The organism is Rheinheimera marina, from assembly GCF_042654345.1.
Classification (GTDB): Bacteria; Pseudomonadota; Gammaproteobacteria; order Enterobacterales; family Alteromonadaceae; genus Pararheinheimera; species Pararheinheimera marina.
Window position 1 is genome coordinate 115765 of the sequence record NZ_JBHSGB010000012.1, and the last position, 12359, is coordinate 128123.

Here is a 12359-nt window from a genome sequence, read left to right on the forward strand (position 1 = left end):
TATGCCGTTGTTGCAGGCCATGCAACAATCAGAGTGGGTATTTTTACCTTTGGTTTTTCTGTTCAGCCTGATGGTCGGCAGTTTCCTTAATGTGGTGATCTACCGCTTGCCGAAAATGTTGGAGCTGGAATGGCAACGTGATTACCAGGCCTATTTTCAGCCCGAACACCCCGCAACGACCAGCCGTTTTAATCTGGCCCTGCCTGGTTCCTGTTGCCCTCATTGCCAGCATCCATTAGCCGCCAAAGACAATATCCCGCTGCTGAGTTACCTGAGCCTGAAAGGTCGCTGCCGCTATTGCAGCGCAAAAATCAGCCCACGTTACCCTCTCGTCGAACTCTTCACCGCCTTAATTTCGGTGGCTGTCGCCGCACGCTTTGGCGTAACCAGCAGCTGTCTGGTGTACCTGGTGCTGAGCTGGGGCCTGATAGCACTGACCTTTATCGATTTGGATAAAATGCTGTTACCGGACCAAATCACTCAGCCGTTGTTATGGTTGATGCTGATGAGTGCCGTAGCCGGCTGGACCCTGCCCGTGCAGGATGCGGTGTTGGGTGCTGTCTTTGGTTACCTGAGTCTCTGGTCTGTGTACTGGCTGTTTAAACTGGCCACCGGCAAAGAAGGCATGGGTTACGGTGATTTTAAACTATTAGCGCTACTGGGTGCCGGTCTTGGCTGGGCTTTACTGCCGCAAATTATTCTGTTTTCTGCGCTGGTCGGCGCCGTGGTGGGCTCTGTGTTGTTGCTGGTCCAGGGTAAAGATAAAACCACCCCTATTCCTTTTGGCCCTTACATTGCCGCTGCAGGTTTGATTGCGATGCTATGGGGCGACCAAATTAACCATTGGTATCTGGCGAGCCTGGGTTTATGAGTCAGTTCATTGTTGGGTTAACGGGGGGTATCGGCAGCGGAAAAAGCACGGTTGAATGCTTTTTCCAGCAATTGGGTATTCAAACCGTGGATGCTGACCTGGTTGCCCGCCAGGTCGTCGCCCCAGGGCAAGCTGCACTGGAGCAAATCATTGCTCACTTTGGCGCAGAACTGCTGACAGCCGAAGGCCAGCTGGACCGCGCCGCGTTACGGGACATTATCTTTGCCAACCCGGAGCAAAAAGCCTGGCTGAATCAGCTGCTGCATCCGCTGATCCGCCAACGCCTGTTGCAGCAACTGGCACAGTGCCAATCCGCTTACGCTATTCTGACCGCGCCTTTATTACTGGAAAATGGTTTGCAGCAGTACTGCGACCAGGTTCTGGTGGTGGATGTGCCGGAATCCCTGCAAATTGAACGCACAGTCAAACGTGACCAGGTCAGCGAACAGCAGGTGCAACAGATCCTCGCCAGCCAACACAGCAGGGCTCAACGCCGCGAATTGGCCGATCAATTGATAGACAACAGTCAAAGCCTGCCGATGGTTGAACAACGGGTGCGGCGACTGGATGAACTCTATCGCCAGCTCGCTGAGGAAAAACTAGCCAAAGCCTGAACTTAGGTTTATGGTAATGCTCATTGTTAACAAATGTTTCTGCTATGGCTGCTGTACTGTACGAACATCCGTTGAACGAAAAAGTCCGGACTTACCTGCGGGTTGATTACCTGTTTGCACAGGTAAAGCAGTTTTTGCCGTTAGAAACACAGTGGCAGCAACAAGGTTTTTTTACTGCACTTTTTGCCTTGATTGAAGTGCTGGACCGCAATGACGTCAGACCGGATTTAATCAAAGACATTGAACGTTGTGAAGCCTCCCTGGTCAATTGGTCCCGTCATCCACAAATTTCTGACGACGCCTTACAACAAATGCTGCAAAAAGCAGTCCGGCTGCAAAGTGAATTACTACGCGGCAGCAAGTTAGCTAATTGCCTGAAAGAAGATAAGTTTCTGTCGCCGTTGCGCCAACGTTTTTTTATTCCAGGCGGCACCTGCCCCTTCGATTTACCCCAATTGCAGTATTGGTCAGAGCGGCCACATCACATTCGCCAGCAACAAGCCAACGACTGGTTGGAACAACTCCGGCTGGTGGAGTCGGCCATCAGCTTTGTGCTGAGTTTTATCCGCGAGCGCGGCCAGTTTCAGGCGCTGATCGCGGAAAACGGTTTTATGCAAAATAACACTGAACAGTTTGAGCTGCTGAGAATTGAATACGACAGTCAGGCTGGCTGTTACCCAACCATCAGTGGCAATAAATACCGCTACGCCATTCGCTTTATGCAGCTCTGTGATGAATTGGGCCGCACTACCATCGACAAAAACGTCAGCTTCCAACTGGCCTGCTGCTAAGGCTTCCGCTACACTGCGGCCGATATTTGTCGCCGGAGAGCCCAATGGCCACTATTGTAAAATGCCCAACCTGCCAGACTGAAGTTGTCTGGGGACCCGAAGCTGCATTCAGACCCTTTTGCTCGGACCGTTGTCGTCTGATTGATTTAGGCGCCTGGGCGGCTGAGGAACACCGTATTGCTGATAAAAGCTTGCAGGACCAGCCATTGACCGAACAACAATTGACCGAGCTTGATGAATTATTTGCCGGGCAGGACGCTGAGTTTTTTAAAGACTGACAGGGGTCTGGTCGCTACAGCTATGCTGGCCACGAGAACAGGCTGAAGCTGCAGCGAATAATAAGGCCGCTTATCAGCGGCCAAATTCTGCAAGAAGTTTGTCGAGGATAGGCTGGTTGGCATCAGGAAACTGATACTGTGCTAACTCAGATAATGGTACCCAACGCACAGGTTGCCCTTCGAGCCCTTGCGCTTCGCCACTAAAGTCCTGCACCAGATGAATATCCAGCCGCACAGTTTTTTCCGGGTAATCGTACGTCAGTTCAAACCAAGGGCTGCTGCTGTGCACCGTTAAGGCCACCTCTTCAGCCAACTCCCGGGACAACGCCTGTGCGGTGCTTTCACCTGCTTCCACTTTGCCACCGGGAAACTCCCAACGGCCACCCTGATGCAGCTTATCCGGCCGCAGTGCCAACAAAACCTGCTGTTGGCGCAAGATCACGCCAACAGCCACATGCACCACTTTCGTCATCAAACCAGCTTACCGTGACAGGCTTTGTATTTTTTGCCTGAACCACATGGGCACGGATCATTACGACCGACTTTTTCACTTTCGCGGAACACTGGGGCGCGGTTTTCCGGCGCTTCTGATGCCACCTGCTCAACTTCATCGTGTTGGTACTGTACTTGGGTACTCTCAGCCTGACGACGCTGCTCTTCCACCGCGTCCACATCTTCAGCTGCACGAATTTGCACACGCGACAGAACCCCAATGACATCTAGCTTGAGCTGGTCCAGCATAGTGGAGAACAGCTCGAAAGCTTCACGCTTGTATTCCTGCTTCGGGTTCTTCTGTGCATAACCACGCAGATTGATGCCCTGACGCAGGTGATCCATGGCCGCCAGGTGCTCTTTCCAATGCGTATCCAGGCTTTGTAACATGACGGATTTTTCAAACTGACGCATCACCGATTCACCGACCATTTGCTCTTTCAGCTGATAGGCTTTGGCGACTACATCCTGAATACGTTCACGCAGCTGTTCTTCAAACAGTTTTTTATCATCTGCCAGCCATTTGGCCACAGGCATGTCGATCGCAAAATCGGCGCGCAGACGAGCTTCCAAACCAGGTACGTCCCACATTTCATCCAGCGACTGAGGAGGAATGTACTGGCTAATCACAGCGTCCACCACGTCATGGCGAATGGCCGAAATGGTTTCTGAAACGTCTGATGCATCCATCAGCTCATTCCGTTGCTCATACACCACTTTACGCTGATCGTTGGCGACGTCATCGAACTCCAGTAATTGCTTACGGATGTCGAAGTTACGGGCTTCCACTTTGCGTTGTGCGTTTTCAATGGCACGACTGACCCACGGGTGCTCGATGGCTTCACCAGGCTGCATACCCAGTTTACGCATCATGCCAGCCATCCGGTCCGAGGCGAAAATACGCATCAGCGCATCATCCAGCGACAGGTAGAAACGGCTGATACCAGGGTCACCCTGACGACCGGCACGACCACGCAGCTGGTTGTCGATACGGCGGGATTCATGGCGCTCAGTACCAATAATATGCAAACCACCGGCAGCAATCACTGCATCGTGGCGTTGTTGCCATTCCGCTTTGGCCTGGGCAACTTGTTGCTCCGTCGGGTTTTCTCCTAAAGCAGCAATAGCGGCCTGTAGATTACCACCCAACACGATGTCGGTCCCACGACCTGCCATGTTGGTGGCAATAGTCACAGTGCCGGCAACACCAGCCTGAGCGATAATTTGTGCTTCGTTGGCATGGAACTTGGCGTTTAACACCTGGTGCTCAATTTTTGCTTTATGCAGTAAAGACGACAGGTATTCAGAGGTTTCAATCGACGCTGTACCCACCAGCACCGGACGGCCTGCCGCTCGGGTCTCTTCAATATCTTTGATAATAGCGTTGTATTTTTCTTCTGCCGTCAAATACACCAGATCCGCCATATCCTTCCGGATCATCGGTCTGTTGGTTGGGATCACTATGGTTTCCAGGCCATAAATTTGCTGGAACTCAAAGGCTTCGGTGTCGGCAGTACCGGTCATACCGGCCAGCTTATCGTACATCCGGAAGTAGTTCTGGAAGGTAATAGAGGCTAATGTCTGGTTTTCGTGGTTAATGCGTACACCTTCTTTGGCTTCAATCGCCTGGTGCAAACCTTCAGACCAACGACGGCCCTCCATAGTACGGCCAGTGTGTTCGTCAACAATCACAATCTCGTCTTCTTTGACCACATAGTCCACGTCCTTCCGGAACAGGTTATGGGCCCGCAAAGCGGCATAGACATGGTGCAACAAGGTGATATTGCTGGCGGAATACAAAGAATCACCGGGCTGGATCAGCTTCAGCTCGGTCAGCATCTCTTCGACCTGGATCTGACCCCGTTCGGTCAGATAAATCTGTTTGGCCTTTTCATCGATGGTGAAATGGCCATCCCCCATTTCGCCTTCTTCGTCTTCTTTTTCCTGCTTTTGCAGCTTAGGCACCACAGTATTGATCACGCGGTACAGTTCAGAGCTGTCTTCCGCCTGACCGGAGATAATTAACGGCGTACGGGCTTCGTCAATCAGGATCGAGTCCACTTCGTCGATAATGGCGTACGCCAGACGACGTTGCACCCGCTCCGGTGCGGAAAACGCCATATTGTCACGCAGGTAATCAAAACCAAATTCGTTATTGGTACCGTAGGTAATATCGGCCTGATACGCCTGCTGCTTCTCGTAGTGGCCCATACCAGGCACGTTCACACCAACAGTCAGACCTAAGAAGCTGAACAGCGGCGCATTGGTTTGCGCATCACGCTTGGCCAGGTAATCGTTCACAGTAATGACATGAACCGACTGACCGCTCAGCGCATTCAGGTAAGCCGGCAGAGTTGCCGTCAGGGTTTTACCTTCACCGGTACGCATTTCAGAGATTTTGCCCTGATGCAGCACCATACCGCCAATCAGCTGCACGTCGAAATGACGCATACCAAACACACGTTTACTGGCTTCACGCACTGTGGCGAAAGCTTCAGCTAATAAATCATCCAGTGTGGCGCCGTCAGCAAAACGTTGTTTAAATTCTGCTGTTTTTTGCTTCAGTTCGTCGTCAGACAACGCCGCAAATTTTGCTTCAAGACTGTTAATCAGACCGACCTGTTTATCCAGCTTTTTCAGGAAACGATCATTGCGGCTACCAAACATTTTGGTAAATAGTTTTGCGAACATCAGTTGTTACCACTTCATAGGTTGAAACCTGCACGGATGCAGGTCTTATTCTTATTGGATTCGGCGATTGACAAACAACATTGGGTCAATTTGCTGGCCATTCTTTAATACTTCGTAATGCACATGGGGCCCGGTGGAGCGGCCTGTATTGCCCATCTCTGCCACCTGCTCACCTTTACTGACCACCTGACCAATTTGTACTGTCACGGATTTGGCATGGGCATACCGGGTTCGATAGCCATCACTGTGCTCTATCTCGACCATCAGACCATAACCAAAACGCTCACCGGCCCAGGTTACGATGCCACCAGCTGTCGCCATAATGGCATCGCCTTCTTTACCGGCGAAATCCACGCCACGGTGAATAGCAGGTTCACCACTGAAGGGATCACTACGCACCCCAAAGCTTGAGGATAAATAACCGCTCAATACAGGACGACCTGACAGCGCTACGCTTTTCCCGATCTGGTGATTCAGATCCAAAGATTCAAGCATCGCAAAGCGGGTTTGTTCAGATTGCAGGTTTTGCTCCAGCTCGTTGAGCTGCAGCAACACGGCGTTCAGCTCAGCCAGGCTGATCTCAGTCGACGTCTGAGAAGGCCCGCCCATAGCAGGCGCACTGTGCAGATTGAATTCTTCAGTAGGTAAGTTTGCGGCATCGATCAGGCGCTCACCGACCATATTCAGCCGGTTCACCTGCGCCTGCAGCGTAGCCACTTTAGCGGTCAGCGCCGCCAGCTGGTTTTCAGCACGGCGACGGATATCAGCGATTTCTTCCGTTTCAGCGGCCCGGCTTAAACGTACTTTTTCTAATTCTGCATTACCTTGCTGGAATAAATTAGAAAAAGCAGCTCCAGCGCCCGCAGCTATACAAAACAGCATGACCGCGGACACTGTCAGCTGCCAGGGCGTACTGCCGAAGCTGAAGTGCCGATGTCGGCCACGATAGAAAACTGTTACACTCATGCAACCTCAATTCGAATTTTTGTCAGACCATGGCGCGTTACAGCACTAAACCTGTCGCTTTGCATCAGCTATTGGAACAGAACTCCTTGGCCAGTTCCGCCCAGCACGCACAATTGTTGCGCCAACTTAATACCGAATTAATCCGGTTCTTGCAACTGGAACAGTCTGCTTTTTGCAAAATCAGTACCATTAAAGCAGGTCGGCTGATGATTTTATGCCAATCTCCCGCTTGGGCAACCCGGCTCAAAATGCAAAGGGACGCCATTCTAGCCAATTTTCGCCAAAAAATCCTGCCTGAATTAGCCGGTATTGATATAGAAGTCTCACCTAATCTGCAATTGCAGTACCAAAAGCCGGAAACAGCATCGCCCAAAGACATGCCGAAAATCTCAGAGCAGGCAGCGGATTACCTGTTAGCAGCAGCAGAAACCATGGATGGACAACTAAAAGAAAAACTGCAAAGACTGGCGGAGCTGGCCAGACAGCGCTCCGCCAAAGGATAGACAGGTCTCAAGCCAGCTGAGGTGCCAGATAGGAAATAGGCAGGTCAGCTTCGTGTTCGAAGGTGACAAACTCATAATTGGCTTCATCCGCCAACACCGCATTTAACAACACGTTGTTCAGCGCATGGCCGGTTTTATAGGCGCGGAATTCACCCAGAATGCTGTAACCGGCCATATACAAATCGCCGATTGCATCGAGGATTTTGTGTTTAACGAATTCATCGTCATAACGCAGACCGTCCGGGTTCATCACACGGAACTCGTCCAGCACCACCACGTTATCCATGCTGCCGCCCAGTGCCAGTTTATTGGCACGCAGGTACTCGACTTCCTGGATAAAACCAAAAGTACGGGCACGGCTGATGTCTTTGATAAAGCTGGCAGCTGAAAACTCCATCTGCACATGCTGACGGCTTTCCGAAATCACCGGGTGGTCGAAATCGATAGCAAAGTCCAGGCGGAAGCCATGGTGTGGCACGAACTCGGCCCATTTATCACCATCTTCCACCCGTACTTTCTGTTTGATACGAATAAATTTTTTCGCTTTTTTCTGAGCGCTGATGCCGGCCTGCAATAACAGGTAGACAAAAGGATTGGCGCTACCGTCCATAATAGGAATTTCCGGCGCATCGACTTCAATCAACAGATTGTCGATGCCAAGACCAGCGATAGCCGCCATCAGGTGTTCTGTGGTTGACAGCCGCACACCTTCTTCATTGATCAAACAGGTACACATTACCGTGTCACCCACTAATTCGGGGCGCACCGGAAAATCGACGACCGGGTCCAGGTCCACACGACGGAACACAATACCTGTGTTGTCAGGGGCAGGCCGGAGAGTAAGCGTAACCTTTTCCCCTTTGTGCAGTCCGACACCGACCGAACTTACCGTTTTTGTAATGGTACGTTGTTTAATCATAATTTCTTCCTGTTCAAATTTTGAACATGTCAAAATGGTGGCGCAGCATACCACAGCCGTTCCATTCTGCCAACTTGAGGCCTGTTCAGGCCTTAGTCTGCCTGTTTACGCAGGAATGCAGGAATATCAAAAATATCGATATTCGCTTGTTTCTCTGCCACTGGTTTGGTTGCTGTCATTGGCATTTCCATCGCAGCCGGAGCCAGCTCACGCGCGGCATTACCCTGGAAGGTTGTACCAGCATTGCCATAAACGTGCGCTGAACGAGCCGGTTCACGGTGGCTTGGCACCAGTGTAATGTCTGCTTTACGTTCGGCGCCGATCCCTGTGGCAACCACAGTCACACGCAGCTCATCTGACATATCCGGGTCAATCACAGCACCCACCACCACAGTGGCATTTTCAGAGGCGAAAGCTTTCACTGCATTACCTACAGTTTCGAATTCTTCGATGCTGATGTCCAGGCCCGCGGTGATATTCACCAGAATACCTTTAGCGCCTGACAGGTCGATGTCTTCCAGCAGTGGGCTGGAAATCGCCTGCTCTGCCGCTTCTTCAGCACGGTCTGGGCCTGAAGCACGGCCAGTCCCCATCATCGCGGTGCCCATTTCTGACATCACGGTACGCACGTCGGCGAAGTCGACGTTGATCAGACCAGGGCGGGTGATCAGTTCAGCAATACCCTGCACTGCACCTAACAGCACATTGTTAGCTGCTTTGAACGCGTCCAGCAGACTGGTACCCTTACCCAACACTTTTAACAGCTTGTCGTTCGGAATAGTGATCAGTGAATCGACGTGTTTCGCCAGTTCGCCAATGCCTTCGTCTGCATAGGTAGAACGCTTCTTGCCTTCGAACGGGAAAGGTTTAGTGACTACAGCCACAGTCAGAATACCCATTTCACGGGCCACTTCAGCGACGATAGGTGCAGCACCTGTACCTGTACCACCGCCCATACCGGCAGCGATAAACACCATATCTGCACCAGCCAGGGTTTTCTTAATGGTTTCACGGTCTTCTTCGGCAGACTTGCGGCCCACTTCAGGGTTTGCACCTGCACCTAAGCCTTTGGTCACATTGGCACCTAACTGCAGGGTCAGGTGAGCAGAGGAATTACGCAGCGCTTGTGCATCCGTATTGGCCGCGACAAACTCCACACCTTCAATGTTGCTGGCAACCATGTACTCCACGGCGTTACCGCCACCGCCACCAACCCCGATGACTTTAATAACAGCTTCTTCGCTGTGGTTTTCCATTAACTCAAACATAGCTTCTCTCTCCGTTTTGTTTCGCCTAAGCAGTTACGCTTACTCTGTTACGCTTACTCAAAAATTAAAATTCACCTTTAAACCAGCTGGTCAGTCGCTTCATCATCGAGCCCATGCTCTCCCGTGCAGCGACAGTTTTTTTCAGCTGGTTTTTCATATCTTTGCCGTAAATCAGCAGGCCAACGACGCTGGCATACGCCGGGTCAGCCACATACTCTTTCAGACCAGTAATGCCAATCGGATAACCCAGACGCACCGGCATCTGGAAAATGTCTTCAGCGAATTCAACCGCCCCTTCCATCTTGGCAGTACCACCAGTCAGTACGATGCCGGCGGCAATCTGCTCTTCCAATCCGGATTTGCGGATCTCGTCCTGCACCAGTTCAAACAGTTCCTGGTAACGAGGCTCCACCACTTCAGCCAGGGTGTGGCGCGACATACTGCGTGCCGGACGGCCACCGACACTGGGCACTTCAATATTTTCTTCTTTGCCTACCATGCTGCGCAGCGCACAGGCGTACTGCACTTTAATTTCTTCTGCATGGCCAAATGGCGTGCGGAAAATCTTGGCAATGTCACTGGTCACCTGATTACCCGCCACCGGGATCACCGCGGTGTGACGTAAAGCGCCATTGGTAAAAATCGAGATGTCGATGGTGCCACCACCCACGTCCACCACACAGACGCCCAGCTCTTTTTCATCTTCGGTCAGCACCGCATAGCTGGACGCCAGCGAGCTGAAAATCAGCTGGTCAACATGCAGGTCGCAACGTTCGGCACATTTTTCGATGTTTTTTGCCATATCGTTGGCGCAGGTGATGATGTGTGCTTTGGCTTCCATCCGCACGCCGGACATGCCAATCGGGCTCTTAATGCCTTCCTGCATATCCACAGAGAACTCCTGTGGCAGCACATGCAACATGCGGCGCTCTGCCGAAATAGGCACTGATTTGGCGGCGTGGATCACATTGGTGACATCTTCGGCTGTCACTTCGGCATCGTTGATCGGCACCATGCCACTTTCGTTCTGGCAACGAATGTGTTTACCGGTAATGCCCAGATACACCGAAGACACCCGACAGTCCGCCATTAACTCAGCTTCTTCTACCGCACGACGTACCGACTGCACCACCAGGTTCAGGTCATTCACGCCACCTTTGTCCATACCGCGGGCCACATGAGTGCCCACACCAACAATACTCAGTTGGTTGTCCGGGGTAATTTCCCCCACCAATGCTTTTACCTGGGCCGTACCAATATCCAGGCCAACAATCAGGTCACGTTCTGCCGACTTTGTCATCTTGTTCTCTTGTCTCTGGCACTTCGACCCAACGCACTGCCATGCCGGTGTCGTAGCGCAAATCCACCTCAGCCATTGGCTGAGATTTGTGTTGGCTGATCTGCGGGTACAAATCAATAAAACGCTGCACCCGCTTGACCGTATCTTCCCGTCCCAGGGTCAGCAGCAAACCGTGCTCTAATTGCACTTGCCAGGCCTGACGGGCTGTCACTTTCAGACCTGTGGCCTGATGCTGATGCACTTTAAGCATCTGATTTAAATTGTTGAACATGGCCAGGGCATCCTGCTCTGAGCCTTCAGGGCCCTGCAACAACGGCAAAGGCTCGTTCAGCTCCTCTACGGGTGCGACAAAGACCTGACCTTGTTGGTTGAGTAATTCATGGTCATTCCAAATCGCCACCGGTTTATGCTCCGTCACCACCACCACCAGGGTGTCAGGCCATTGTTTGCGCACGGCTGCCTGAGCGACCCAAGGTTGTTGTTGCAGGAACAACTGCACCTGATCCACGTTCAAATTGAAAAAGTTACCCAGGTACTGCTGTTGCAGCTTCTGGTTCAGCTGGTCAGCCTGAATATGGGCAAATTCACCATACAACCGGATTTGCTGAATAGGTGCACTGTTCTGGTCCTGTCGCCAGGCCCAGATCTGCACCGCCATCCAGCTGACCAGCCAGAGGCAGAGACAAAAAAACAGCACACCAGCCCAGTAGGGCTTGTCGATGCGTTGCCAGATTGTCAGCTGCGTTTTTTTCATAAAGTCTGTTCTAAAATCTCAACCACGAGCTGTTCAAAGCTCAGCCCAGCCGCTTTGGCTGCCATAGGCACTAGCGACTTTTCCGTCATACCAGGCACTGTATTCACTTCCAGCAGGTAGAAATTGCCCGCCTGGTCCAGCATGGCGTCCACCCGGCCCCAGCCTGAAGCGCCCACCGCCTGAAAGGCTGCAACCGCAGCCTGCTGCAACGATGCAGTCTGTTCGTCCGTCAATGGCGCCGGGCATAGATACTGGGTGCTGTCGGATTTGTATTTGGCTTCGTAATCGTAAAAAGAGCGGGGGGTGCGCATTTCGACCACAGGCAGTGCTTTGCCATTGAGCACAGACACGGTAAATTCACGGCCCTGGATCCACTGCTCCACCAGCACATCGGAGTCGTAGGCAAAAGCGGTGTCCAGCGCCTGCTGCAACTCGGCTGCGGTGCTGGCCGCACTCATGCCAATGCTGGAGCCTTCGTTAGCGGGTTTAACCATCACTTTGCCGTTCAGCGCTGAGAGCATGGCGGCGTGATCGGGAGCGGTACTTGTTTTGGCCACCCGAAACGGTGCTGTGGGTAAACCCTGCGCCTGAAATAACCATTTGCAACGGATTTTATCCATTGCCAGTGCAGAACCTAAAACGCGGGAACCTGTGTAAGGCAAGCCCAGCAGCTCCAGTGCACCTTGCATAGTGCCATCTTCGCCGCCACGGCCATGAAGTACGATAAAGACCCGATCAAAACCGGCCGACAGCAGTTCCGTCAGCGCCTGGGTTTTCGGGTCAAAGGCGTGTGCATCAATACCTTGTTTTTGCAATGCAGCCAGAACGGCAGCACCAGAGCGCAGTGACACTTCACGCTCTGCGGAATGTCCACCAAACAACACAGCCACTTTGCCAAATTTGTTGCTCATA

General features: G+C 52.1%; 13 protein-coding genes. 5 read left to right on the forward strand and 8 right to left on the reverse strand.

The genetic code is table 11. The features are described from left to right. Position 1: 1 nt before the first annotated feature. Genes ACFO3I_RS13815 through yacG form a run of 4 tightly spaced genes read left to right on the forward strand, consistent with a single transcriptional unit; the run spans position 2 to position 2554 of the window. Positions 2–871: a prepilin peptidase gene (locus ACFO3I_RS13815; RefSeq protein WP_377334836.1), complete on the forward strand. Its 870-nt coding sequence runs from the start codon at positions 2–4 to the stop codon at positions 869–871. Continuing rightward, complete coding sequence (coaE, locus tag ACFO3I_RS13820; protein WP_377334838.1) at positions 868–1485, forward strand: dephospho-CoA kinase; 618 nt, start codon at positions 868–870, stop codon at positions 1483–1485. The genes ACFO3I_RS13815 and coaE overlap by 4 nt, the downstream gene beginning before the upstream one ends. Positions 1486–1529: 44 nt before the next feature. Beyond that, positions 1530–2276, forward strand: coding sequence for a cell division protein ZapD (zapD, locus tag ACFO3I_RS13825; protein ID WP_377334840.1), 747 nt, complete (start codon positions 1530–1532; stop codon positions 2274–2276). A 44-nt stretch (positions 2277–2320) separates the two neighbouring features. Further along, positions 2321–2554 (forward strand): DNA gyrase inhibitor YacG, encoded by a 234-nt coding sequence (yacG, locus tag ACFO3I_RS13830; protein ID WP_377334842.1) that lies wholly within the window; start codon positions 2321–2323, stop codon positions 2552–2554. Between the two features lie 73 nt (positions 2555–2627). Here yacG and mutT read toward each other — a convergent pair whose 3' ends face one another. The 3 genes from mutT to ACFO3I_RS13845 are packed head-to-tail and all read right to left on the reverse strand — an operon-like array spanning position 2628 to position 6703. Further along, on the reverse strand, positions 2628–3026 hold the full coding sequence (gene mutT, locus ACFO3I_RS13835) for an 8-oxo-dGTP diphosphatase MutT (protein WP_377334844.1): 399 nt from the start codon (positions 3024–3026) through the stop codon (positions 2628–2630). Next, positions 3026–5737 carry a preprotein translocase subunit SecA gene (gene secA / locus ACFO3I_RS13840; RefSeq protein WP_377334846.1) on the reverse strand — a complete coding sequence of 904 codons (2712 nt, stop codon included), beginning with the start codon at positions 5735–5737 and terminating at the stop codon, positions 3026–3028. The genes mutT and secA overlap by 1 nt, the downstream gene beginning before the upstream one ends. Before the next feature lie 51 nt (positions 5738–5788). Next, positions 5789–6703 carry a M23 family metallopeptidase gene (locus ACFO3I_RS13845; protein WP_377334848.1) on the reverse strand — a complete coding sequence of 305 codons (915 nt, stop codon included), beginning with the start codon at positions 6701–6703 and terminating at the stop codon, positions 5789–5791. A gap of 29 nt (positions 6704–6732) precedes the next feature. Here ACFO3I_RS13845 and ACFO3I_RS13850 point away from each other — a divergent pair, with 29 nt between their 5' ends. Next, the gene (locus ACFO3I_RS13850) at positions 6733–7206 is read left to right on the forward strand and encodes a DUF721 domain-containing protein (protein ID WP_377334850.1); all 474 of its coding nucleotides are present in this window, start codon (positions 6733–6735) and stop codon (positions 7204–7206) included. Between the two features lie 7 nt (positions 7207–7213). Here the strand turns inward: ACFO3I_RS13850 and lpxC are convergent, their stop codons facing one another. The 5 genes from lpxC to ACFO3I_RS13875 form a co-directional block, all read right to left on the reverse strand. After that, positions 7214–8125, reverse strand: coding sequence for a UDP-3-O-acyl-N-acetylglucosamine deacetylase (lpxC, locus tag ACFO3I_RS13855; protein ID WP_377334852.1), 912 nt, complete (start codon positions 8123–8125; stop codon positions 7214–7216). A 92-nt stretch (positions 8126–8217) separates the two neighbouring features. Beyond that, positions 8218–9393, reverse strand: coding sequence for a cell division protein FtsZ (ftsZ, locus tag ACFO3I_RS13860; protein ID WP_377334854.1), 1176 nt, complete (start codon positions 9391–9393; stop codon positions 8218–8220). Positions 9394–9457: 64 nt separating this feature from the next. After that, the gene (gene ftsA / locus ACFO3I_RS13865) at positions 9458–10693 is read right to left on the reverse strand and encodes a cell division protein FtsA (RefSeq protein WP_377334856.1); all 1236 of its coding nucleotides are present in this window, start codon (positions 10691–10693) and stop codon (positions 9458–9460) included. Next, the gene (locus tag ACFO3I_RS13870) at positions 10671–11447 is read right to left on the reverse strand and encodes a cell division protein FtsQ/DivIB (protein ID WP_377334858.1); all 777 of its coding nucleotides are present in this window, start codon (positions 11445–11447) and stop codon (positions 10671–10673) included. The genes ftsA and ACFO3I_RS13870 overlap by 23 nt, the downstream gene beginning before the upstream one ends. Beyond that, positions 11444–12358: a D-alanine--D-alanine ligase gene (locus ACFO3I_RS13875; protein ID WP_377334860.1), complete on the reverse strand. Its 915-nt coding sequence runs from the start codon at positions 12356–12358 to the stop codon at positions 11444–11446. The genes ACFO3I_RS13870 and ACFO3I_RS13875 overlap by 4 nt, the downstream gene beginning before the upstream one ends. Between the last annotated feature and the right edge of the window lies 1 nt (position 12359).